Origin of the sequence: Pseudomonas sp. S30_BP2TU TE3576 (assembly GCF_050436025.1) — a bacterium.
GTDB lineage: Bacteria > Pseudomonadota > Gammaproteobacteria > Pseudomonadales > Pseudomonadaceae > Aquipseudomonas.
In genome coordinates this window covers 4,039,732-4,061,839 of record NZ_JBNDLK010000001.1, presented here as the reverse complement: position 1 = coordinate 4,061,839, position 22,108 = coordinate 4,039,732, and the positions used below count along the sequence as shown (strand labels likewise).

General features: G+C 61.1%; 22 protein-coding genes. 7 read left to right on the top strand and 15 right to left on the bottom strand.

Annotated features, from left to right (window positions below; genetic code table 11):
- Positions 1-208: 208 nt before the first annotated feature.
- Both ABIA48_RS18510 and ABIA48_RS18505 read right to left on the bottom strand, forming a co-directional pair.
- Positions 209-1,093, bottom strand: coding sequence for a DMT family transporter (locus ABIA48_RS18510; protein ID WP_429490443.1), 885 nt, complete (start codon positions 1,091-1,093; stop codon positions 209-211).
- Between the two features lie 125 nt (positions 1,094-1,218).
- A complete protein-coding gene (locus tag ABIA48_RS18505; protein WP_007990707.1) occupies positions 1,219-1,995 on the bottom strand; it encodes an IclR family transcriptional regulator in 777 nt (258 codons plus the stop codon).
- A 166-nt stretch (positions 1,996-2,161) separates the two neighbouring features.
- Here ABIA48_RS18505 and ypfJ point away from each other — a divergent pair, with 166 nt between their 5' ends.
- Complete coding sequence (gene ypfJ, locus ABIA48_RS18500) at positions 2,162-3,055, top strand: KPN_02809 family neutral zinc metallopeptidase (RefSeq protein ID WP_429490441.1); 894 nt, start codon at positions 2,162-2,164, stop codon at positions 3,053-3,055.
- On the top strand, positions 3,056-4,015 hold the full coding sequence (locus tag ABIA48_RS18495; protein WP_429490439.1) for an alpha/beta fold hydrolase: 960 nt from the start codon (positions 3,056-3,058) through the stop codon (positions 4,013-4,015).
- A gap of 121 nt (positions 4,016-4,136) precedes the next feature.
- Here ABIA48_RS18495 and ABIA48_RS18490 read toward each other — a convergent pair whose 3' ends face one another.
- The 3 genes from ABIA48_RS18490 to ABIA48_RS18480 form a co-directional block, all read right to left on the bottom strand.
- Entirely contained in the window at positions 4,137-4,730 is a 594-nt protein-coding gene (locus ABIA48_RS18490) for an HAD family hydrolase (protein ID WP_310061477.1), read from the bottom strand.
- Complete coding sequence (tesB, locus tag ABIA48_RS18485; protein ID WP_429490437.1) at positions 4,727-5,596, bottom strand: acyl-CoA thioesterase II; 870 nt, start codon at positions 5,594-5,596, stop codon at positions 4,727-4,729. The genes ABIA48_RS18490 and tesB overlap by 4 nt, the downstream gene beginning before the upstream one ends.
- A gap of 106 nt (positions 5,597-5,702) precedes the next feature.
- Complete coding sequence (locus ABIA48_RS18480; protein ID WP_429490435.1) at positions 5,703-6,272, bottom strand: GNAT family N-acetyltransferase; 570 nt, start codon at positions 6,270-6,272, stop codon at positions 5,703-5,705.
- A 90-nt stretch (positions 6,273-6,362) separates the two neighbouring features.
- Here ABIA48_RS18480 and ABIA48_RS18475 point away from each other — a divergent pair, with 90 nt between their 5' ends.
- Complete coding sequence (locus ABIA48_RS18475; RefSeq protein ID WP_429490433.1) at positions 6,363-7,283, top strand: histone deacetylase family protein; 921 nt, start codon at positions 6,363-6,365, stop codon at positions 7,281-7,283.
- A gap of 282 nt (positions 7,284-7,565) precedes the next feature.
- On the top strand, positions 7,566-8,807 hold the full coding sequence (locus ABIA48_RS18470; RefSeq protein ID WP_429490431.1) for a TIGR03862 family flavoprotein: 1,242 nt from the start codon (positions 7,566-7,568) through the stop codon (positions 8,805-8,807).
- A 117-nt stretch (positions 8,808-8,924) separates the two neighbouring features.
- Here ABIA48_RS18470 and ABIA48_RS18465 read toward each other — a convergent pair whose 3' ends face one another.
- Positions 8,925-10,265: a DEAD/DEAH box helicase gene (locus ABIA48_RS18465; RefSeq protein ID WP_015096940.1), complete on the bottom strand. Its 1,341-nt coding sequence runs from the start codon at positions 10,263-10,265 to the stop codon at positions 8,925-8,927.
- Positions 10,266-10,328: 63 nt separating this feature from the next.
- The gene (yedA, locus tag ABIA48_RS18460; protein ID WP_429490429.1) at positions 10,329-11,261 is read right to left on the bottom strand and encodes a drug/metabolite exporter YedA; all 933 of its coding nucleotides are present in this window, start codon (positions 11,259-11,261) and stop codon (positions 10,329-10,331) included.
- Positions 11,262-11,424: 163 nt separating this feature from the next.
- On the opposite strand from yedA, the gene ABIA48_RS18455 reads away from it, so the two are divergent.
- A complete protein-coding gene (locus ABIA48_RS18455) occupies positions 11,425-11,877 on the top strand; it encodes an Lrp/AsnC family transcriptional regulator (RefSeq protein ID WP_007990688.1) in 453 nt (150 codons plus the stop codon).
- A 136-nt stretch (positions 11,878-12,013) separates the two neighbouring features.
- On the opposite strand, the gene ABIA48_RS18450 is transcribed toward ABIA48_RS18455, so the two are convergent.
- The 3 genes from ABIA48_RS18450 to ABIA48_RS18440 form a co-directional block, all read right to left on the bottom strand.
- The gene (locus ABIA48_RS18450; RefSeq protein WP_429490426.1) at positions 12,014-12,619 is read right to left on the bottom strand and encodes a 3'-5' exonuclease; all 606 of its coding nucleotides are present in this window, start codon (positions 12,617-12,619) and stop codon (positions 12,014-12,016) included.
- Between the two features lie 22 nt (positions 12,620-12,641).
- A complete protein-coding gene (locus ABIA48_RS18445) occupies positions 12,642-13,121 on the bottom strand; it encodes an NYN domain-containing protein (protein ID WP_429490425.1) in 480 nt (159 codons plus the stop codon).
- Positions 13,122-13,246: 125 nt separating this feature from the next.
- Positions 13,247-14,023 carry a DUF2076 domain-containing protein gene (locus tag ABIA48_RS18440; protein WP_429490423.1) on the bottom strand — a complete coding sequence of 259 codons (777 nt, stop codon included), beginning with the start codon at positions 14,021-14,023 and terminating at the stop codon, positions 13,247-13,249.
- A gap of 178 nt (positions 14,024-14,201) precedes the next feature.
- Here ABIA48_RS18440 and ABIA48_RS18435 point away from each other — a divergent pair, with 178 nt between their 5' ends.
- Positions 14,202-14,876: a YciC family protein gene (locus ABIA48_RS18435; RefSeq protein WP_277532014.1), complete on the top strand. Its 675-nt coding sequence runs from the start codon at positions 14,202-14,204 to the stop codon at positions 14,874-14,876.
- Positions 14,877-14,942: 66 nt separating this feature from the next.
- Entirely contained in the window at positions 14,943-16,022 is a 1,080-nt protein-coding gene (locus ABIA48_RS18430) for an endonuclease/exonuclease/phosphatase family protein (RefSeq protein ID WP_429490420.1), read from the top strand.
- Between the two features lie 130 nt (positions 16,023-16,152).
- Here ABIA48_RS18430 and ABIA48_RS18425 read toward each other — a convergent pair whose 3' ends face one another.
- From ABIA48_RS18425 to ABIA48_RS18405, 5 genes are all read right to left on the bottom strand, one after another.
- The gene (locus tag ABIA48_RS18425) at positions 16,153-16,986 is read right to left on the bottom strand and encodes an ABC transporter ATP-binding protein (RefSeq protein ID WP_007990682.1); all 834 of its coding nucleotides are present in this window, start codon (positions 16,984-16,986) and stop codon (positions 16,153-16,155) included.
- Positions 16,974-17,777: an ABC transporter permease gene (locus ABIA48_RS18420; protein ID WP_007990681.1), complete on the bottom strand. Its 804-nt coding sequence runs from the start codon at positions 17,775-17,777 to the stop codon at positions 16,974-16,976. Before ABIA48_RS18420 ends, ABIA48_RS18425 begins: the two co-directional genes overlap by 13 nt.
- Positions 17,778-17,786: 9 nt before the next feature.
- Positions 17,787-18,773, bottom strand: a complete 987-nt coding sequence (locus ABIA48_RS18415; RefSeq protein WP_310061439.1) for an ABC transporter substrate-binding protein — start codon at positions 18,771-18,773, stop codon at positions 17,787-17,789.
- A 375-nt stretch (positions 18,774-19,148) separates the two neighbouring features.
- Entirely contained in the window at positions 19,149-20,519 is a 1,371-nt protein-coding gene (locus tag ABIA48_RS18410; RefSeq protein WP_204933475.1) for an aspartate aminotransferase family protein, read from the bottom strand.
- A 21-nt stretch (positions 20,520-20,540) separates the two neighbouring features.
- On the bottom strand, positions 20,541-22,031 hold the full coding sequence (locus ABIA48_RS18405; RefSeq protein ID WP_429490417.1) for an aldehyde dehydrogenase: 1,491 nt from the start codon (positions 22,029-22,031) through the stop codon (positions 20,541-20,543).
- Between the last annotated feature and the right edge of the window lie 77 nt (positions 22,032-22,108).

Sequence of the window (22,108 nt, the reverse complement as noted above, 5' to 3'; positions counted from 1 at the left end):
CCGCGACACCCTTTGTAGCAGCTGCCGAGCCCGCGAGGCTGCGTTCGGCTGCGAAGCAGTCGTAAAATCAGTCATTGCGGTACGTCAGACAGACCGCGTCAGCTGGACTCACGACTGCTTCGCAGCCGAACGCCGCCTCGCAGGCTCGGCAGCTGCTACAGATCGCGTTAGCGCTTTACTGACTGACATTAGGCCTGACGCCTCTCTTTCAGCGACGGCTTTGCTGCCACGCAGCCGCCAAACCGCTGCAGCAAATCACGGCGATGCCGATCACGGTGGTCAACGTCGGTGTATGGGAAAACAGCAACCAGCCCAGCAGGCCGGCGAAAATGATCTGGCAATAGCTGAACGGTGCCAGCAGCGCCGGTGCCGCGAGGCGGAAAGCCTGGGTCAGGAACAGGTGTGCCGTCATCCCGCAGGCCCCCAGCGCCAGCATCATCGCGCCATGCACCAGGTTCGGCGTCTGCCAGAAGAACGGCACCAGCGCACTCATCACCAGCGTGTTGCACAAGCCGGCGAAGAAGTTGCTGGTAGTCGGGCTGTCAATCTCGCTGAGCTTGCGCGTCAGCAGTTGATAAAAGCAGAAAAACAGCGCCGAGCAGAACGGCAGCAACACCGCCGGGGTAAACAGATCTCCCCCGGGGTGAACGATGATCAGCACCCCGATGAATCCGCAAATCACCGCGATCCACTGACCACGCGTCACCCGCTCCTTCAGCAACGGTACCGAAAGCGCCGTCACCAGCACTGGCGCAAGAAAGTTGACCGCCGTGGCTTCGGCCAGCGGGATGTACTGCAAACCCGTGGTGAAGAACAGGCTGGTGCCCAGCAGGCACAGCGCCCGGATCAACTGAAGCAATGGCCGTTTGGTACGCAGGACCCGCAGCCCGGATTGCGGCAGGAAAATCCCCGCCATCAGTAAGGTGTGAACCACGTAACGCGCCCAGACCACCATAACGATGGGATAGAAACCGGAGAGGTATTTGGAGAAGGCGTCGTGGCTGGAAAACAGGAAGGTTGCGACAACGATCAGCAGGATCCCTTTGAAGGGCTGATTGACGCCGGAAAGCGGAGTGCTGCTGGGCGACGACAAGACGAGGTCCTTTTATGGAATGAGGCGAGACGCAATCAATTTAGAACCCGGTTCCATTTTATGACATCAACGACATAACAAAGTGTGCGAATACCGCACACTGTTTATTCAAGCAGACATCGCGTTCAACTAAACAACTCTGACGCCTGGCTCGCCAGTGAAAGCTCTTCGGCATACTTCAACAAGGTCGGCGCCAACTCATGCAATCGCGCGCCGGGCATTCGTGCGCTCGGCCCGGCAATGCTGAGCACACCGATGACCCGACCATCCAGTGGATGACGCACCACGGCGGCAATTGCCGAGGTGCCCACCGCCGAACTTTCCTCGACCCACGCGTAGCCTTGCTCGCGCGCCAGGCGTAACCGCTCCAGAAGCTCAATGTTCGAACGCGGCGCATTCGGCCCGACGTCTTGAGGTAACCCGGTCCCTTGCCGCTCAACCAGTGACAGCGCCTCGGCATCACTCATGCAAGCCAGCCACGCATGCCCGGAAGCCGTGTAGAACAGAGGCGCATCCCGGCCCATGTCGGGGTCATAGCGCAGGCCCGAGCGCGCCCCCTGGGACTTGGCGATCCAGACTTGTCGCTCACCCTGGATCACCCCCAGACGCACCAGTTCACCGGTTTCCCCAGCCAGACGATCGAGCACCGGCTGAACGATATCCGCACCGCTGCCAGACAGATATCGAAAGCCCATGGCCACCAGTTTGGTCGACAAGTGATAGCGCAGGTTGTCCGGATTCTGCCGCACATACCCCAGGCGGATCAGTTCGGCGAGCATCCGGTGAGTTGCGCTTTTAGGAATATCCAATTGATCGGCCAACGTCTGCATCGGCAAACCCTGGGGTTCACCGGTCAGGCTTTCCAGCACGCTGAAGACACGTTCGATCTGACTGCCAGCCATGGTAGGTCCCAAACAAAGTTTGGCTGATTCTAGAAGAGAAGCCCCACGAAGCAAAATTCGGAACCACTTGCACAACCGGTAGTCTGACGACCGGACTGGCGCCGCTCCCACTTGGCAGCAACACTCATCGCACGGAGCTTTACCCGGAACAGAAGAGGATTCCCACATGCTATGGAGAAAAGGCCGACGCAGCGACAACGTTGTCGATGCCCGTGGTGATGACATGGGCGGCGGTGGCGGCGGCATGCGTTTTGGCGGCGGCAAGGGCTTGAGCCTGACGGCGATCCTCCTGATCGTCGGCATCGGCTGGATCACCGGCCAGGACCCACTGCAAATCCTCGGGCAACTGACCGGGCAAATGGAACAGCAATCGGCGCCCGCTACCAACCAGACTCGCAAGGCGCCACCGGCCAATGATGAAGGGGCCGAATTCGTCCGTTCGATCCTCGGCGATACCGAGGACACCTGGGGTGCAATTTTCCAGCAGGCCGGCCGTCAATACAAAGACCCGACCCTGGTTCTGTTCAGCAACCGCGTGAATTCGGCCTGCGGTCTGGCCACGTCGGCGACCGGCCCGTTCTATTGCCCGACGGACCAGAAGGTCTATCTGGACATGGCGTTTTTCCAGGAAATGTCCCAACGCTTTTCCGCTGCGGGCGACTTCGCTCAGGCCTACGTGATCGCTCACGAGGTCGGACACCATGTGCAGACCCTTCTTGGGGTTTCCGCGAAAATTCAGGCAGCACGCCAACAAGGCCGGCAGATGGAAGGCGACGGTGGATTGCTGGTCCGTCAGGAACTGCAAGCCGATTGCCTGGCCGGCGTCTGGGCCAACAATGCGCAGAAACGCCTGAACTGGCTGGAGCCCGGTGACATCGAAGAAGCCCTGAACGCAGCGAACGCCATCGGCGATGATCGCTTGCAACAACAAGGTCAGGGCCGCGTGGTGCCGGACTCCTTCACCCACGGTACGTCAGCGCAACGGGTGCGCTGGTTCAAAACCGGTTTCGCCCAAGGCCAGGCTGGCCAGTGCGATACCTTTGCGGCGAAAAATCTGTAAATGAAGAAGTGGTTTTTGGTTGTTCTGTTTACATGCGCAACGTCCCAGGCCGCCGAGCATGGGGTCAAGGAGATCAGTCCCGGACGCCTGCTGTTGAAATCAGGTGAAATCGCGGTGGGCATCAGCCCCGCCCCGGCAAAAATCGAACGGGTGCTGATCATCCTCCACGGTCGCTTGCGTAACGCGCAAACCTATCTCCAGAGCGGAGAACACGCGACCGAACTGGCCGGGCAAAGTGCAACGACCCTGGTGATCGCACCGCAATTTCTCAATGAAACCGACGTTGCGCTGCAACCGGTGGCGGACACGGTTTTACGCTGGCAGGGCAACGAGTGGATGGCCGGCGGCGAATCCACCGCGCCGTTTCGCCTGAGCTCCTACCAGGCGCTGGACGAAATCATCGCCCGCCTGGGCGACCGCCAACAGTTTCCGGATGTGAAGCAAATCGTCATCGCCGGTCACTCCGGCGGCGCGCAGGTGGTACAGCGCTATGCGTTGCTCGGTCATGATCAGCCAGCCCTCGAAGCGTCCGGCGTGCAGGTGCGATACGTGATTGCCAACCCGTCTTCCTATGCTTATTTCGATGAGCGTCGGCCGGTGGCGTTCAGCCACGCGGGTTGCCCGCAATTCAATCGCTGGAAATATGGGCTGACGGATTTGCCCGCTTACGCCGAAGGACAAACTCCCGCTCAACTGCAGGAAAAGTACCTCAAGCGTGACATCGTTTACCTACTGGGCCAGCAGGACACCGACCCGAATCATCCGGCGCTGGATAAAAGCTGCGAGGCCAAGGCGCAGGGACCTTATCGATTGGCCCGCGGGCGTTTTTACTTTGACTATCTGAAGCGGCTGCAACCGCAAGGGTTGAATCAGCAACTGATTGAAGTGCCCGGAGTCGGGCATAACGGGGACGGGATGTTTACGTCGCCGGAGGGGCAGAAGGCGTTGTTTGGGCAATGACTCTTGTAATGCCTGGGCCTGCCCCTTCGCGAGCAAGCCCGCTCCCACACTGGATCTGTGTCGTTCAAAAATTGTGGGAGCGGGCTTGCTCGCGAAGGCGTCAGTTCAGCCAAGCACTTCCTCAAGCCAACAGCATCTGCCGCAACTCGACACAATCCGCCGCATGCCAATCGGTCAATTCCGGCCAAGGATTATCCGGCAGGTTCACCAGCACAGTCCGCGCTCCCGCCGCTCGCCCGCAATCGAGATCGAAGCGGTAGTCGCCCACCATCACCATCTCGCTCGCCGGCACGTTCCAGGCCTCTGCCAGTTTCAGCAAACCGCCCGGATGCGGCTTCGGCGGTGCTTCATCACGGCCCAGCACGTCCTCGACCGCGAAGCAGTCGGCCAGGCCAATGGCCTCCAGCGTGACATGCGCCAGCTCCCGGGCATTGCGCGTGAGAATGCCCAGGCGATAACCGCGCCCGGCCAGCTCACGCACCAGCTCCACGGCTCCCGGCGCCGGTTGCGAACCGAGGGCCAGGTCCCGCTCGTGCTCCAGCAGCCACGCATGCTTGGCAGCGGCTTCATCGGCCGGCAGTGCGGCGAGATGGGTCAGGATGTCGGCTTCGGCAGGAATCGCCAAGGCTACGCGAATCGCCGCGAAATCGTGCACGGCCACCGTCAGGGTGCCGTCCATGTCGAACACCCAGTGATGCACGTCGGCCAGGCTCATGCCCAATCCTTGCGGTGACGGATCAAGCCTTCCTGGGTGACCGATGCCAGCAGTTGCCCGGCGCGGTTGAACACGCTGCCACGGGAGAACCCGCGGGAGTTGCCGGCCCACGGACTGTCCATCGCATAGAGCAACCAGTCATCGGCGCGCAAGTCCTGGTGGAACCACAGTGCGTGATCGAGGCTGGCGACCTGCATGTCCTTGTGCCACACCGATTTGCCGTGGGGCTGCATCGAGGTGGTCAACAAGCCAAAGTCCGATGCGTAGGCCAGCAAATACTTGTGCAGCGCCGGCGAGTCGGCCAAGGCACCATCGGCGCGAAACCAGACGTACTTGATCGGGTCGGAGGGCAGCGGGTTGTACGGATCTTTCTCGGTCACCGGGCGGAATTCGATCGGCTTCGGACACAGCAGCTTTTCACGCATGTGCTCGGGGATCAGGTGTGCACGTTGCTGGGTCAGTTCCAGCTCCGACGGCAGGTTCTCCGGGCCGACCACCTTCGGCATCTCGGTCTGGTGCTGGAAGCCTTCTTCGTCGTACTGGAACGAGGCGCTGCAAGTGAAGATCGGGTGGCCCTTCTGGATCGCCGTCACCCGGCGCGTACTGAAGCTGCCGCCATCGCGCACGCGGTCAACGGAGTAAACCACCGGCAACTTGGCATCGCCCGGACGCAAAAAGTAGCCGTGCATCGAGTGCACATGGCGCGCCTCTTCAACCGTCTGGCTGGCCGCCGACAGCGATTGGCCGAGCACCTGGCCGCCAAACAGCTGGCGAAAACCCAGGTCCTGGCTGCGACCGCGGAACAGGTTTTCTTCGATCGGTTCCAGACTCAGCAGGTCGACCAGATCATCCAACACTTGGCTCATTCAGACTCTCCTCACGCAAAACAATGCCGTGCAGTCTTGGCTGCAACGGTCGATTCAGTTTCTGGCACCGGCCAAGATAGTCGCCATTGTAAACGTCCGTGCCAGCTTATCCATGCAAGGTTTGCAGCCATTGCTCACGGCTGATGCGGTACAGCACATGCCGACGCAATGGGTGACCGGCGTCGAGACGCGGGTGGTCGAAGTCATCCGCCGGATCATGGTGCATGCCGATGGCCTGCATGACTTTCTCCGACGGCAGATTGGTTTGCGTCGTGAAGGCCACGACCTCTTTCAGCGGCAAGCGGTCGAAGCCGCAGCGCAGAGCGGTCCACGCCGCTTCACTGGCATAACCGAGGCCCCAGTGTTCGCGGGCCAGGCGCCAGCCGATTTCTGTGGCGGGGGTGAATGGTGCGTCGAATCCGACCACGCTGAGCCCGGTAAACCCGATGAACTGGCCGGAATCTTTTCGCTGCAAGGCCCAGAGACCAAAACCATGCTCGGCGAAATGACCACGGATTCGCCCGATCAATGATGCGCTTTCCAGCCGGCTCATGATCGCCGGGAAGTAGCGCATCACCTGCGCATCGGCACACATCGCCGCAAACTCCGGCAAATCCTCGTCACGCCACTGGCGCAACAGCAGTCGTGCACTTTCAAGTTCCAGAATTGGCTCCATCGTGCGCCGCCCCTCCATTTCAATGTCGCCAGTCTACAACGCTGGTAGGATCCTTCTCTCATTCCCGGATGCTTTCCAGATAAATCAGTCATGCCCCTGCCCCTGATCTACCACGAAGACTACAGCCCCGAATTTCCGGCGGATCATCGCTTCCCCATGGACAAGTTTCGCCTGCTGCGCGATCACCTGGTGGACAGCGGCTTGACCCGTGACGTCGACTTGATGCGCCCTGATCTGTGTCCCGCAGACATTCTCGCCCTCGCCCATGACCCTTCGTATATCGAACGCTACATGAGTGGCGAATTGTCCCGCGAAGACCAGCGCCGCCTCGGCCTGCCCTGGAGCGAAGCCCTGGCCCGGCGCACGGTGCGCGCAGTCGGCGGTTCGCTGCTGGCGGCCGAGCAGGCGCTGGAACATGGCCTGGCCTGTCACCTGGCTGGGGGCACCCACCACGCGCACTACGACTACCCGGCCGGGTTCTGCATCTTCAATGACCTGGCAGTGATCAGCCATTACCTGCTGGAAAGCGGCCGGGTGAATCGGGTGCTGATCTTCGATTGCGACGTGCATCAGGGCGACGGGACCGCACGGATTCTGCACAACACCCCGGAAGCGGTGACCGTTTCCCTGCACTGCGAGAAGAACTTTCCCGCACGCAAGGCTGAAAGTGACTGGGACATTCCGCTGCCCAACGGCATGGGTGATACCGATTACCTGAAAGTGGTGGACGATGCGCTCAACTACCTGCTGCCGCTCTACCAACCGGACCTGGTGCTGTATGACGCCGGGGTCGATGTGCATAAGGACGACGCCCTGGGTTATCTGAAGCTGACAGACGAAGGCGTCGCCGCCCGCGATGAAAGCGTGATGCGCCATTGCCTGGGCCGCGACATCCCGGTGGTCGGGGTGATCGGCGGCGGCTACAGCAAGGACCGCCAGGCCCTGGCCCGCCGTCACGGCATCCTTCATCACAGTGCCCAGCGCGTCTGGCAGTCATCAGGTTGTCACTGAGTTGTGGATGCTTTACCCACAATGCCTGTGGAACTGCCTGTGGATAACCTGAGTGAAAGGGCCTACAGCGCACACTACGTATAGGCTTCCGAGTGATGGTTGTTTTTTAACCAGACCTTAATCACACCACAACTCAAATGTGGGAGCGGGCTTGCTCGCGAATGCAATCTGTCAGTCAAAATTGATGTTGGCTGACACGCCGCTTTCGCGAGCAAGCCCGCTCCCACATGGGGCTGTGCTGATAGAATGCCCGACTTGTCCCGTCAGACCGCAGCGCACTCCATGACTCAATCCTCGTCAGCCCTCTCCCATAATGTCGCCATCATCGGCGGCGGCCCTGCCGGTTTGATGGCCGCTGAAGTGTTGAGCCAGGCCGGGATCAAGGTCGACCTGTACGACGGAATGCCTTCGGTTGGGCGAAAATTCCTGCTGGCCGGTGTCGGCGGTATGAACATCACTCACTCCGAAGCCTACCCGGCGTTTCTCTCGCGCTACGCCGAACGTGCCCCGCAGATCGCGCCGCTGCTGCGCAGCTTCGGTGCCGATGCGTTGTGCCAGTGGATTCACAACCTGGGCATCGAAACCTTTATCGGCAGCTCCGGCCGGGTGTTCCCCACCGATATGAAAGCCGCTCCGCTGCTGCGCGCCTGGCTCAAGCGCCTGCGCGACAGCGGTGTAGTTATCCACACCCGCCACCGCTGGCTCGGCTGGGACGAGCGTGGCGGTTTGCGCATCGACAGCCCGGACGGCGAAAAAACCGTTCAAGCCGAGGCCACCCTGCTCGCCCTCGGTGGCGGCAGTTGGTCGCGCTTGGGCTCGGACGGTGCATGGATGCTGCCACTGGAGCAACACGGCGTAGGACTGGCGCCGTTGCAACCGAGCAATTGCGGCTTCGAGGTGCAGGCCTGGAGCGAATTGATGGTCAGCAAATTTGCCGGCGCGCCGCTGAAAAATATCGCCATCGGTCTCAACGATGACGTGCCCCGGCTCGGCGAATGCGTGATCACCGCCACCGGGATCGAGGGCAGTTTGATCTACGCCTTGTCGGCGCCGATCCGCGAGGCGATCAACCAGCACGGTTCGGCAACGATTCATCTGGACCTGCTGCCCGGCCGGCCTGTGGATAAAATTCAGGCGGCATTGAGCAAACCCCGGGGGTCACGCTCCATGGCCAAACACCTGCACAGTCAGTTGGGCATCGATGGGGTAAAAGCGGCGCTGTTGCGTGAACTGACCAGTGTCGAGTGCTTTGCCGATATGGCCTTGCTGGCAAACGCGATCAAGGCATTGCCCCTGACACTGGTGAAAACCCGTCCACTGGACGAGGCCATCAGCAGCGCTGGCGGTGTGCTGTTCGAGGCGATGGATGAGCGATTGATGCTCAAGCAAATGCCTGGCGTGTTTTGCGCCGGGGAAATGCTTGATTGGGAAGCGCCGACGGGCGGCTATCTGCTGACTGCGTGTTTCGCCAGTGGGCGAGCGGCGGGGTTGGGGATGGTGGAGTGGTTGCAGCGCCAGGTTTGAAGACCGAGGCGCGCCCTTCGCGAGCAAGCCCGCTCCCACACTGGATCTGTGTCGTGCACAAATCCCCTGTGGGAGCGGGCTTGCTCGCGAAGGCGGCCTAACAGACGCTGCGTGTAATCAAGGCTTACGCTTACGCGGACCAGTATTGAACACCGGCACTTTGCGCACAGGCTTGATCGAAGGCTCCGCCGGCGCAACCTCTCCGCTATCCACCCATTTGCCCAGATTGCGTTTACCACCGCCACCGCCGGAAGCCTTCGGCTTCTTCGGTTTTTTCGGTTTCTTGACGACCTGACCACTGGCATCGGTGTCAGGCACTCGGTGCTCTGGCTCGAAATCCGGTTCGTTCTGCCGCTTCAGCGTCTGGCGGGTCAGCATCTCGATGGCCGACAGCAGATTCACTTCATCGGCGCACACCAGGGAAATCGCTTCGCCGGTCGAACCCGCGCGGCCGGTACGACCGATGCGATGGATGTAGTCCTCGGCCACGATTGGCAGGTCGAAGTTGACCACCAACGGCAAGTCTTCGATGTCCAGACCACGGGCGGCCACGTCGGTGGCGACCAGGATCTGCACTTCACTCGCCTTGAAACGGTCCAGTGCGCGCTGACGGGTCGCCTGGGGTTTGTCGCCGTGGATGCCGTCGGCATTGATGCCCAGGCCCTGGAGTTTTTCCACCAGCGCATCGACGCCGTTGCGGGTCTTGGCGAACACCAGCACCTGCTTCCACTTGCCCTTGCGCATCAGGTGCACGAACAACTCCGGCTTGCGCTTCTTGTCCACCGTCACAATCCATTGCTTGACGGTGTTGGCTGCCACGTTGCGCGGGCTGACTTCGATGCTCAGCGGATCGTTGAGCATTTGCCCGGCCAGCAGGCGAATGTCATCGGAGAAGGTCGCGGAGAACAACAGCGTCTGACGTTTCTTCGGCAGCGCGCGGTAAATGTTCGCCAGCTCCTCGGAAAAGCCCAGGTCGAGCATGCGGTCGGCTTCGTCCAGCACCAGGGTTTGCAGCTGGTTGAACTTCAAAGCGTTCTGGCGGAACAGGTCGAGCAGACGGCCCGGGGTCGCCACCAGCAGGTCGACACCGCTACGCAGCTTCATCATTTGCGGGTTGATGCTGACGCCGCCGTACACCGCGTAGGTGCGCAACGGCAGGTTCTCGGCGTACTGGCGCACGGCTTCGTGAACCTGCTCGGCCAGTTCGCGGGTCGGCACCAGGATCAGCGCACGTACCGAGTTGGCGGTGACTTTCGGCCCTTCCATCGCCAGCAGTTGCAACAGCGGCAGGGCGAAACCGGCGGTCTTGCCGGTGCCGGTCTGGGCGGCGGCCATCAGGTCGCGACCGGCCAGCACCGCCGGAATGGCTTGCGCCTGAACCGGCGTCGGAGTCTGGTAGCCGAGCGTCTCGAGGGAGCGCAGCAAGGGTTCGATCAGGCCAAGGGTGGCGAAAGTCATGAGAGTACCGTAGGAAAAATCAGCGCGGTTGTGCAACGAGTGTGCAATGGCGCGCAGTTTACCCTAATTCACACCGGATTCTGTCGTCGGCACCGCCGCCACTACTGGCCGTTCCGGCTTGCGCCGCCACTGCGGCAGGCCAATCAGCACCACCGCACTGATGATCACCAGCATGGCCAGCGCTTCTTCGATGCCGATGGTCTCGCCGACAAACACAATCCCCAGCAACACCGCCACCGCAGGATTGACGTAGGCATAACTGGTGGCCGCCGCCGGACGCACATGCTTCAACAGGTACATGTAGGCGTTGAAGGCGATGATCGAACCGAACACGGTCAAGTACGCCAAGGCTGCCCAGCCTTCGATTGGCGGCACCTTTTCCAGATGTTCACCGCTGACCGCACTGCCGATCAGCAGGACTACGCCGCCCACCAGCATTTCCACGGCACTGGCCATTGCCCCTTGAGGCAGCGGCAGGTGTTTGCTCCACACCGAGCCAAAGGTCCAGGTTGCCGCCGCGAATATCAGCAACGCCGCGCCCAACGGGCTCGATTGCAGGTTAGAGCCGAGATTGAGCATGGCAATACCGATCAGCCCGAGCACAATCCCGGCCCATTCGAGACGGGTATTACGCGCGCCCCAGAAATATCCACAGAGCAAGGTAAACAGCGGCACCGTCGCCACCGCCAGCGCCGCCACACCCGAAGCGACGCCGGTGTGTTCAGCCACGCTGACCGCGCCGTTGCCACACGCCAACAGCAAAATGCCGATGACCCCGGCCGCTTTCCACTGCGCCCAGGTCGGTGCCGGCGCCCCGCGCCAGCGCAGGAAGGCGTACATCATGGTCCCGGCGATGACGAAACGGATCCCGGCGAGCAGCAGCGGCGGCCAATATTCCACACCGATGCGAATCACCAGATAGGTCGAGCCCCAAATCACGTACAGCGCGAAGAAGGCAGCGATCAGCGGTAAGGGAAAGCGACGTGGGCCAGGCATGGGGGCAGCTCGCAGGCAAGACAAGTGAACGGCTATTCTAGAAAGGCCAACGGCGGAAAATAAGTTACAAAACCTGTTTATCGCACCGGTACACTTTTCAAAACACGGAGATTCTTGCAATAAACCGTGCTTTCGAAAGTCAGCCATTTTCAGGAGTCGTCCCATGGACAAATACGACCGCATGCTGCTCAGCGCCCTGCTGGAAAACGGTCGCGCGTCCTACGCGGACCTGGCGCGCAAGGTCAACCTGTCAGCCCCGGCCGTGGCCGAGCGCGTGGCCAAACTGGAAGCCAGCGGCGTGATCACCGGTTATCAGGCAAAAGTCGACATGGCCAAGCTCGGCCTGCCGATCCAGTGCGTGATCGAACTGCGCCTGAACCAGCACGGCAACCAGAAAGCCTACGACGACCTGATCAAAATCCCGCAATTGACCGAATGCCATCGGGTAACCGGCGATCCCTGCGTGATCATGCAAGCGGCGGTGGGCTCGATGCCGGAGCTGGAAGAGTTGATTAACCGGATTGCCACGTTCGGGTTCAGCAAGACGTCGATAGTGCTGTCGAGTGCGATAGAGAAGCGGGTGCCGCTGGGGCATATCGAAGGGAATGGCAAATAACCCCAAGACCACTGAAGAACAAATGTGGGAGCGGGCTTGCTCGCGAAAGCGGTGTATCCGTCGACAGCAATGTTGAATGAAAAAAAGCCTTCGCGAGCAAGCCCGCTCCCACAGGGGATTTGTGGTGAGTTCGGGATCAGCGATAGCGCTTGAGGTGTTCGCCCACTTTCGCCGCCGGGACCTTCTGCAACGTGCACAGCAAGTCATGGGACAGCTCGCGCAAGCCATGCTTGTGGAGCAACTCTTTCTCCAGGTGCGCCATCAGGTTGGCCGCCATCTCGGCATCGGCCATGGCCCGGTGGGCCTTGCCGGTGTGGGGCAGGTTGGCAAACGTGGTGAGGGTGCCGAGTTTGTGGTTCGGCGCGGCGGGCATCAGGCGCCGGGCCAAAAGCAGCGAACAGGCAAAGTTCTGCAATCGGGTGCGTTTGATTCGCCCCAGTTCGAAGTCCCAGAACTTCTGGTCGAATGCCGCGTTGTGCGCGAGCAACGGAGTGCAGCCGACGAATTCATTAACCTCGTTCATCACCTGCTCCGCCGATGGCGCGGTGCGCAGCATGGCGTTGCTGATGCCGGTGAGCTGCTCGATGAAAGCCGGGACGCGCACGCCGGCGTTCATCAGGCTTTGGTAACGCTCGACGATGCGCCCCTGCTCAAGGATCACCACGGCAATTTCCGTGGCCCGGCAGCTGCTGCTCGGGGAGATCCCGGTGGTTTCAAAGTCGATGACTGCTATGCGTTCCAAACCTGGTTCAACTCCGTAAAAATCAATTCTTGAGCAGCAACGCGCCTTCGATCGGCACGTAGCGGCTGGCGGCGCGGATCAGCGAGTTGGCGGTCAGGCCCGGTACGCCGTAGGCCACCGCTTGCACGCCATGTTTGCTGATGATGCGTTCGAGCAGCATGTCAAAGTCGCCATCGCCGGAGGCCAGCACGATTTCGTCGACATGGTCGGCGGCATCCATGATGTCGAGGGTGATGCCCACGTCCCAGTCGCCCTTGGCCGAACCATCACTGCGCTGGATGTAAGGCTTGAGCTTCACGATGAAACCGAGGTTGCGCAGGATCTGCTGGAACTGCTGCTGTTTGCTGTCGCCACGGTCGATGGCGTAGGCGTAGGCTTCGACGATCTCGCCCTGTTTGCTGATATCAGCCCACAGCGCGGCATAGTTGAAATGGCAACCATAGGCCTGACGCACGGTGTAATAGAGGTTTTGGACGTCGGCGAACACTGCGATTTTTTTCACCGGTATTCCTCAAAGGCTGAATCAGGCACCAGGCCCGAAAAGTCGCCCAGTATGCCAGCCCGAAGGATTGTTCCGCGAATAATCGGCTATGTGGCGAGGGAGCTTGCTCCCTCGCCACAGATGTTTCAGACGAAGGAATCGTCGTCGCCGCCGAATAACGAGTCATCGCTGTAGTCAGCGTCGCTGAAGCCACCCTGATCGTTGCCATAGGAATCATTACCGGCCATGCGCTGGTCATCGCCCCAGCCGTTGTTGCCCTGGTCGTTGACCTGGGCCGGCTCTTCCTTGATGACCTCAACGATTTCCGGTTGCTGATTGTGATGGAACAGACTGCTGATGCCTTGGGCCAGCATCACGCCGCCGGCGACACCGGCCGCGGTTTTCAATGCGCCACCGAGGAAACTGCTGCCGGCCGCTGCCGGGGCCTGCTGTTGCGGCGCATAGCCTTGCTGTGGAAAGTTTTGCTGCGGGGAGCCGAAGTTCTGCTGGGGCGGTGGCGCGCCAAACGACGAACGCCCCGGCTCACGCCAGCCACCGCTTGATGGGGGTGCGCTCTGGGTGGGCGCCGGCTGTGGCTCACGAGAGCTGCCGCCAAAGATGCTCGACAAAAATCCACCGCTACCCGCTGCCGGAGCCGGGGTTGCCTGAGCCTTGGCCTGTTGCAGCTCGGCCTGCAATTGCTGAACTTGCTGGGTCAGTTGCCTGTTCTGTTCATCGAGGCTCTTGATCGCCGCCTCTTGCACCAGAATCGCCTGGGTCATGAAATAACCTGCCGCTGGCTGGCGCGTCAGGTGTTCCTTGATTCGCGCCTCGGCCTGGGCATCGCGCGGGGCTGCGTCCGTTTCGGCCTGTTGCAGCCGGGAAAACAGTCCATCGATCAGGGTTTGTTCTTCGCTGTTCATGGCGACCTCGTAGATTGCCGGGGAAATCGTTGCCTTTATCCACTGAGGATAAGGTGCTCAACCTTAATGGAGGCTGAAACAATATGTTTCAATGACCTTTACCGAACGTTTACGTTTGCGTCCCCGAGTGCTTGATCGGTTAAAGTGAGCCACTGCGTCCAACCTGCGATACCAACTGATGAATCCGTTAGATGTCCTGCGTGACTCGCTGTATTTCTTCAAGCGCAATCTGAACCAGATCGTGCAGCTGTGCCTGCCGCTGGTGATGCTTGAGGCGCTGCTGCAACAAGTGGTCGGCCACTCCACCGAGCCGGACAGTTTCCCCGGTATCAGCGTGATCGTCGGCCTGCTGGTGTACCCGCTGTACACCGCCGCGCTGATTCTGTTTCTCAACGCCCGCAGCCGAGGCGAGTCGCCGCGCAACCGCGACCTGCTGGCGATGGCGGCAAGCCTGTGGCCACGCTTCGCCCTGCTGACGGCGCTCAATACCGTGCTGATTCTGCTTGGCCTGTCGCTGTACTTTCTGCCGGGCATCTACCTGATGGTGACCCTGGCGTTTGGTGAATACCTGCTGGTGTTGCGGGGCCTGGCGCCGCTGGCAGCCATGAAGGAAAGCCTGCGCATGACCCAAGGTCACTTTCTGCGCATCCTGCTGTGCATTTTGTGTGTGATGGGACCGTTGTGGCTGCTCAAGGGGGTAACCCTGGCGGCGTATCCGGAACCGCAAAACCCGGTGATCTTGCTGTTGATCGACAGCGCCCACAGTTTCCTGCAGCTGTTCACCAGCGTGGTGCTGTTCCGTCTGTTCATGCTGATCAACCCGTTGCCTGAGAGCAATGACAGCTCGCTCTGACCTTGGGCGCAGCCATCGCTCTCGGGTATGCTCGGGAACAATTTTGTAACGCTAATAAGCCGAGCCATGACCCGTCTACTGCGCTACACCCTGCTGGGCCTGTTGGTCGTGATCGGCCTGATCGCCGTGATGATCTACAGCCTGACCTGGCGCCCCGACGCCAAAGAAGTATTGCCCGTCAGTTGCAGTGCCCAGGCTCCCACCCTGGTCCCCGGGCAGGCGCTGAAGGTAATGACCTGGAACGTCCAGTACCTGGCCGGCAAGCGTTACGTGTTCTGGAACGACCTGGCCGCCGGCACCGACGAACGCCCCACACCGGAAGACATGGCCTTCAGCCTCGACGAAGTGGCGCGGGTGATTCGCGACGAACAACCGGACATCGTACTGTTGCAGGAGCTGGACGACGGCGCCAAAGCCAGCAATTACCAGCACCAGCTCAAACTGCTGCAGGAACGGCTCGCCGATTTGTATCCGTGTGGCACCAGCGCCTTCGACTGGAAGGCCGACTTCGTGCCGAACCCACACATTTTCGGCAGCGTCGGCCGGCAACTGGCGACCCTGAGCCGCTACCAGATCGAACATGCCGAACGCCTGCAACTGCCCGTCGATCCGGGCAATCCGGTCAGCCGCCAATTCAAACCCAGAGACGCCTTGCTGGTGAGCTACTTGCCATTGAGTGATGGCGGGCAGTTGGCGGTGCTCAATACCCATCTGGACCGCGCCACCCAAGCCGACAATGCCTTGCAAGACCAGGTGAACGCCGTGGCCAGGGCCCTCGATAAATTCGAAAGCCGTGGCACGCCGTGGCTGATCGGCGGGGATTTCAACCTGTTGCCGTTGGGCCAGTATCGACGCCTGCCCGATGCACAACGCACACCCTACTCCGCCGACAGTGCGTTGCATGTGCTGTGGGACAAGTACCCGATGATCCCGACCAACAACGAAGCCAGTGGTATCGACCGCGAGCGCTGGCTGACCCACTACCCGAACGACCCGCAGCTGAACGGCCCCGACCGGACCGTCGACTACCTGTTCTACAGTCCGCGGCTCAAACGGGTCGAAGCCATGGTGAGGCAAGACGATACGTTGCGTATCTCCGATCACTTGCCGGTGATTGCCCGGTTCCTGTTGCCGGCTGCGCCCTGACCCCGAGTCAACACAATACCTGTGGGAGCGGGCTTGCTCGCGAAGGCGGTGTATCAGCTACCTGGGAAGTCGACTGACACGCCCTCTTCGCGAGCAAGCCCGCTCCCACACAGAGCTGTGCAAACCAGACTTAATGCACCTCTTCCAGATCATCATGCAGCAGCCCGAAGATCTCGCGTTTCATCTCGATGAACGAGCGCTCCATGACCATGTCCAGGTTGCGTGGACGTTCGATCGGTACATCGAGGATCTGCTTGATCCGCCCAGGCCTGGCGCCCATGACGTAGACCCGGTCGCCGAGCAGAATCGCCTCGTCGATGTCGTGGGTCACGAACAACACGGTCTTCTTGCTGTTGCCCCACACCCGCAGCAACAACTGCTGCATTTGCAGGCGCGTCTGGCTGTCGAGGGCGCCGAAGGGTTCGTCCATCAGCAGGATTTGCGGGTCATTGGCCAGCGCGCGTGCAATGGCGACGCGTTGCATCATCCCGCCGGACAACTGCTTGGCGTAGTTGTCGGCAAAACCGCTCAGGCCCACTTCGTTGACGTAGTAGTCGACGATATCCTTGCGTTGCGCCGCTGGCATGCCACGACGCTTGAGGCCGAACTCGACGTTCTGCCGCACGGTCAGCCACGGGAACAGCGTGTAACTCTGGAACACCATGCCGCGATCCGCGCCGGGGCCTTCCACCTGTTGGCCGCCGACGTAAATCTCGCCGGAGGTCGGTTCGGCCAGACCGGCAGTGAGATACAGCAGACTCGACTTGCCACAACCCGAGGGTCCTACCAGTACGGCGAACTGCTGGTCCGGCACTTCGAACGACACCTCCTGCAACGCAGTGAACGTGCCGCCATCGGGTTTCCTGTAACTCAGACTGACCTTGTCCACTTGCAGCCGAGGCGCGTTCACCGGGGCAGCCTGGGGGGCGACAAAACGATGAGTGGCGGCGGTTACTGAGCCCATGCGGTGATCCTCAGACGGAGAAAACGGAACAGTTGATCGGTGACCAGGCCCAGCAGGCCGATGATCGCGATGGCCAGGAAGATCACATCCACCTGAAAGCCGCGCATGGCCTTGAGGCTCAGGTAACCCAGGCCACTGGACGCGGCGACCAGTTCGGCGACCACCAGGTAAGTCCAGGCCCAGCCCATGGTCACGCGCAGGGTGTCGAGCACGCCTGGCAGGGAAGCGGGGGCGATCACGTGCAGCACCGCATCGCGGCGATTGGAACCGAGGGTATAGGAGGCGTTGATCAGGTCCTTGGAGATGCCTTTGGACACGTCCGCGATCATCACCAGTTGCTGGAAGAACACACCGAAGATGATCACCGATACCCGCTGCTCCAGGCCGATGCCGATCCACAGGATGAACAGCGGCACGAACGAGGTCACCGGCAGGTAGCGAATGAAGTTCACCAGCGGCTCAAGGAAGGCCTGGACGATGCGGAAACTGCCCATCAACAATCCCAGCGGCACCGCCACCAGGGACGACACAATGAAACCGACCATCACCACTTCGACGCTGGCCCACACATGCTGGCCGAGGGTGCCGTCGCGACCGAGACGTACGGCGGCTTCGACCACCGCGCCCGGCGTCGGCAGGAACATGCCCGGCACCACGCCACCGTAAGACAAGCCAGCCCACAGGCCGACCAGCAGCACCCAGGCCAGACCGCTCGCGCTCCAGATCACCGAGACCGGCAGGCCGGTCTTGGGCGTGATGCAGCGGCTCAGCCATGAATTGCGCTTGAACATGCAAACCTCCTAGAGGGGGGTGACGAAACGGTTGTCGATCAGATCGTCATTGCTGACGTTGTAGGGCTTGCCTTGCAGCTCGCTGGCGGTCTCGTTGGCCAGTTTGATCAGCGGTGCGCTGTCACCCGGCTTGCCCGGCGCGCCCAACAGTTTTTCGCTCATGGCCTGATCATAGAAACGCACGCCTTGGGCGGCCGCTTCGAGTTCCTTCGGATCGGCCAGGTAACCGCCGACACCCTTGGCCATGATTTTGTAGGCTTCCTGTGGATGATCCTTGGTGTACTGCACGGCTTTGTACAAACCGGCCACCAGTGCCTTGACGTCTTCCGGCTGTTTTTCGATGACGGTGCAGTTCAATGCCACCACGTCGACAATCACCCCCGGCGTGCTGCTGCTGTCGATCAGCACCTTGCCCTGTTTCTTGTCGCGCACCATCGACAGGTGCGGCTCCCAGGTCACGGCGGCGGGTACGCGACCGGCGATGAACGCGGTGGCGGCATCGTCGGCCGTCATGTTCTGCACGGTGATGTCGCTCATTTTCATGCCGTTCTTTTTCAGCAGATACGACAACCAGAACTGCGAGGTCGACCCTTCGTTCACCGCCACGGCCTGGCCCTTGAGTTCTTGCAGGCTCTTGACGTCCTTGCCCACCAGCACGCCGTCGCCACCATGGCTGTCGTCCAGCGCGGCCACGGCCTTGAAGCAGAATTGCGGACGGTACTTGAGCACCTCGTCGATGGTCGACGCCGAGCCGGACAACTCGCCGGAAGCTTGTGCGGCCATGTACATCGCCGCTTCTTCGACCACTGGCAACTCGACGGTCAAACCGTTTTCCTTGAAGTAGCCAAGGTCCTGGGCCAGGTACAGGGTGCCGTAGCCGACCCAGGTGGTATGACCGATGGACAGGGTGCCGGCCTGGGCGCTGGTGGCGACCGTCGCGGCGATGGCGGTGATCGCCAGTGGATGGGCAACGCGGGTAAGCAAGGACTTGATCATGGAGCACTCCCAAAGCTGTTGATTTAGTTTTGTCATGGGCAGTACGGCGAGCCCTGAATCGGCTGCTGCCTGTGGTCTCTGAGGGACCCTTCGGCGGGCAGCATTCGGCGGGCTGGCGAGATCGATGTTGGCCCAAGGGCGGGATTAGGAAAATGAGGAAATATGTGGATGCGAACGATGAAAAAACTCGTTAGCGCGCACTGCGAAAGGGCGCTGTCGGCGGGGATGCACGGGGTGAGTGCAAGGTGCTGGAACTATGTTGAATGGGCCATAGCATTCGCGAGCAAGCCCGCTCCCACAGGGGATCGGTGTCAGACACAAATCCAATGTGGGAGCGGGCTTGCTCGCGAAGAGGCCCGAAAGAACGCTACACGATCAGAGCCGGCCGTATTCCTGCGCCGTTCGATCCAGCGCTTTCAAGGTCTTGGCGATCAGTTCGTCAATCTCTTCACGACTGGCAATCAACGCCGGCGCCATGATCATCCGGCCCAATGTCGAGCGAATGATCACCCCTTCCTCGAAGCCAATCGTGCGGCAACGCCAGGCGATATCGTTCTCGTTGGCAAAACGCTTGCGACTGTTTTTGTCTTCAGCCAATTGCAGCGCCGCGACCATGCCGGTGCCCTGGATATCGCCCACCAGCGGGTGCTTGCCGAACACTTCGCGCAGGCACTGTTGCAGGTACGGGCCGATGTCATCCTTGACCCGCGTCACCACGCCTTCATCGCGCAGCGCCTTGAGGTTGGCAATCGCCACCGCCGCCGCCACCGGGTGTCCGGAATAGGTCAGGCCGTGGGCAAACACGCCGCCCTGCTCCACCAGCACCGAGGCCATTTTCTTCGACAGTATCAAGCCGCCCATGGGGATGTAACCCGAGGTCAGCCCCTTGGCGATGGACAGGGTGTCCGGCTCGAAACCGAAGTACTCGTGGGCGAACCATTCGCCGGTACGACCGAAGCCGCCGATCACTTCATCGGCACACAGCAGCACGTCGTACTTGCGGCAGATGCGCTGGATTTCCGGCCAGTAGCTTTCCGGCGGGAAGATCATCCCGCCAGCGCCCTGGAACGGTTCGGCGATGAAGCCTGCGACCTTGTCCGCACCCAGTTCGAGAATCTTCGCTTCCAGTTGCTGTGCCGCGCGCAAACCGAATTCGGCTGGCGTCAGGTTGCCCTCGTGAGCGAAGAAGTACGGCTCGTCGATGTGCTCGATGTGCGGAATCATGCCGCCCATTTCGTGCATGAACTTCATGCCGCCCAATGCCGTCGCGGCCAGGGTCGAACCGTGGTATCCGTTCCAGCGGCCGATCATGATTTTCTTCTCGGGCTTGCCGAGCACCTGCCAGTAACGACGCACCGTGCGGATCAACACCTCGTTGGCTTCGGAGCCGGAGTTAGTGTAGATCGCGTGGCTGTAGTGCCCCGGCAGCAGGCTGAACAGTAGCTCGGACAGCTCGATCACCTGCGGGTGGGTGGTGTGGAAAAACATGTTGTAGTACGGCAGCTGTTCCAGTTGCTGGCTCGCCGCGGCCGCCAGGTCCTTGCGCCCGTAACCGAGGTTGGTGCACCACAACCCGGACATGCCGTCGAGGTAACGCCGGCCGTCGTTGTCCCACAGATGCAGGCGCTCGCCACGGACCATCACCCGTGGTCCCTCGTCGTTGAGGGCTTTCTGATCGACGAACGCATGGATGTGGTGCGCAGCGTCGGCGGCCTGGTAGTCGCGGGTTTCACGTGGTGTGGTCATCGCCAGTTCTCCGTTTTGTTATCAGCGCAATTGAAACCAGGTGGTCTTCAACTGGGTGTATTTATCGAATGAATGCAGGGACAGGTCGCGGCCGAAACCCGACTGCTTGCCACCGCCAAAAGGTACGGTCACGTCCAGCGCATCGACGCTGTTGACCGACACCGTGCCCGCTCGCAATTGTCGCGCCACGCGGTGGGCGCGGTTGAGGTCGTCGGTCCACAGCGAGGCCGCCAGACCGTAGACGCTATCGTTGGCCAATTGCAACGCATGGGCCTCGTCGTCGAACACTGTGACGGCCAGCACCGGGCCGAATACTTCATCGCGAAACAGCGGCATGTCCGGCGTCACGCCGGTGAAAATCGTCGGCTGAATGAAGTTGTCCGAGCCGTTGAAGATCGACTGCCGACCGCCACACACTTTGCTCGCGCCGTGCTGTTCGGCCTGTTGGATGAACTTCATGATGCGCTCGGTCTGACGGCTGTCGACGATGGCCCCGGCGGCGCTCGACGGGTCCAGCGGATCGCCCGGCTGCCAGCGCTCGGCCTGGGCCTTGAGGCGTTCGACGAACTCGTCATGAATCGAACGCTGCACCAGCAATCGCGAGTTGGCCGAACAGACTTCGCCCTGATTGAAGAAGATGCCGAACGCGGCTTTCTCGGCGGCCAGATCCAGGTCCTGACAATCGGCGAACACCAGGTTGGCGCTCTTGCCGCCGCACTCCAGCCATACCTGCTTGAGGTTCGATTGCGCCGAGTACTGCATGAAATATTTACCGACTTCGGTGGAGCCGGTGAACACCAGGCAATCGACATCCGGGTGCAGGCCGAGGGCCTTGCCGGTCTGTTCGCCGAGGCCCGGCAGCACGTTGAGTACACCGGCCGGAATACCCGCCTCCAGCGCCAGCTCAGCCAGACGCAAGGCGGAAAACGGCGACTGCTCGGCCGGTTTGAGAATGACCGAATTCCCGGAGGCAAGAGCCGGGGCGAGTTTCCACGCCGCCATGTCCAGAGGGAAATTCCACGGCACCACGGCAGCGACCACGCCGAGGGCTTCGCGAGTAATGGTCGCCAATACGTTCTGCGCACTCGGCGCGACCTGATCGTAGAGTTTGTCGAGGCTCTCGGCGTACCAGCGGAACACCCCGGCGGCACCCGGCACGTCGATGTTATAGGCGTCCGCGACGGGCTTGCCCATGTTCAGCGAATCGAGCAGCGCCAGTTCTTCACGGTTTTCAAGGATCAAGTCGGCCAGGCGCAACAGCACTTGTTTACGTTCGGTCGGCGAACGTGCCGACCAGGTGCCGGCTTCAAACACCTGCCGCGCATTGCGCACCGCCGCGTTCACGTCTTCCTCGCCACAGGCCGCGACATTGGCCAGGCATTGCCCGGTGGCGGGGTTAATCGCAGCGAAAGTCTGCCCCGACTGCGCCGCACGGCGCTGGCCATCGATCACAGCCTGGTCGGGAAACCGCAGGGAAGCGGCCTTGCGTTGCCAATACTCAAGCTCGAACACGTTCAGATGCTCCAGAGGACATTCTTGTGTATTGGATAGTCGCTCAGGCCCAAGCGGTGGAAAACCAGTAAAAATGT

Excerpts from the sequence above, each read along its gene's own strand:
- ABIA48_RS18475 (WP_429490433.1), top strand. The coding sequence starts at position 6,363 with ATGCCCCTGCCCCTGATCTACCACGAAGACTACAGCCCCGAATTTCCG.
- ABIA48_RS18465 (WP_015096940.1), bottom strand. The coding sequence starts at position 10,265 with ATGACTTTCGCCACCCTTGGCCTGATCGAACCCTTGCTGCGCTCCCTC.
- ABIA48_RS18490 (WP_310061477.1), bottom strand. The coding sequence starts at position 4,730 with ATGAGCCTGGCCGACGTGCATCACTGGGTGTTCGACATGGACGGCACC.
- ABIA48_RS18430 (WP_429490420.1), top strand. The coding sequence starts at position 14,943 with ATGACCCGTCTACTGCGCTACACCCTGCTGGGCCTGTTGGTCGTGATC.
- ABIA48_RS18480 (WP_429490435.1), bottom strand. The coding sequence starts at position 6,272 with ATGGAGCCAATTCTGGAACTTGAAAGTGCACGACTGCTGTTGCGCCAG.
- yedA (WP_429490429.1), bottom strand. The coding sequence starts at position 11,261 with ATGCCTGGCCCACGTCGCTTTCCCTTACCGCTGATCGCTGCCTTCTTC.
- ABIA48_RS18505 (WP_007990707.1), bottom strand. The coding sequence starts at position 1,995 with ATGGCTGGCAGTCAGATCGAACGTGTCTTCAGCGTGCTGGAAAGCCTG.
- ABIA48_RS18470 (WP_429490431.1), top strand. The coding sequence starts at position 7,566 with ATGACTCAATCCTCGTCAGCCCTCTCCCATAATGTCGCCATCATCGGC.
- tesB (WP_429490437.1), bottom strand. The coding sequence starts at position 5,596 with ATGAGCCAAGTGTTGGATGATCTGGTCGACCTGCTGAGTCTGGAACCG.
- ABIA48_RS18440 (WP_429490423.1), bottom strand. The coding sequence starts at position 14,023 with ATGAACAGCGAAGAACAAACCCTGATCGATGGACTGTTTTCCCGGCTG.
- ABIA48_RS18495 (WP_429490439.1), top strand. The coding sequence starts at position 3,056 with ATGAAGAAGTGGTTTTTGGTTGTTCTGTTTACATGCGCAACGTCCCAG.
- ABIA48_RS18420 (WP_007990681.1), bottom strand. The coding sequence starts at position 17,777 with ATGTTCAAGCGCAATTCATGGCTGAGCCGCTGCATCACGCCCAAGACC.
- ABIA48_RS18435 (WP_277532014.1), top strand. The coding sequence starts at position 14,202 with ATGAATCCGTTAGATGTCCTGCGTGACTCGCTGTATTTCTTCAAGCGC.
- ABIA48_RS18455 (WP_007990688.1), top strand. The coding sequence starts at position 11,425 with ATGGACAAATACGACCGCATGCTGCTCAGCGCCCTGCTGGAAAACGGT.
- ABIA48_RS18415 (WP_310061439.1), bottom strand. The coding sequence starts at position 18,773 with ATGATCAAGTCCTTGCTTACCCGCGTTGCCCATCCACTGGCGATCACC.
- ABIA48_RS18425 (WP_007990682.1), bottom strand. The coding sequence starts at position 16,986 with ATGGGCTCAGTAACCGCCGCCACTCATCGTTTTGTCGCCCCCCAGGCT.
- ABIA48_RS18410 (WP_204933475.1), bottom strand. The coding sequence starts at position 20,519 with ATGACCACACCACGTGAAACCCGCGACTACCAGGCCGCCGACGCTGCG.
- ypfJ (WP_429490441.1), top strand. The coding sequence starts at position 2,162 with ATGCTATGGAGAAAAGGCCGACGCAGCGACAACGTTGTCGATGCCCGT.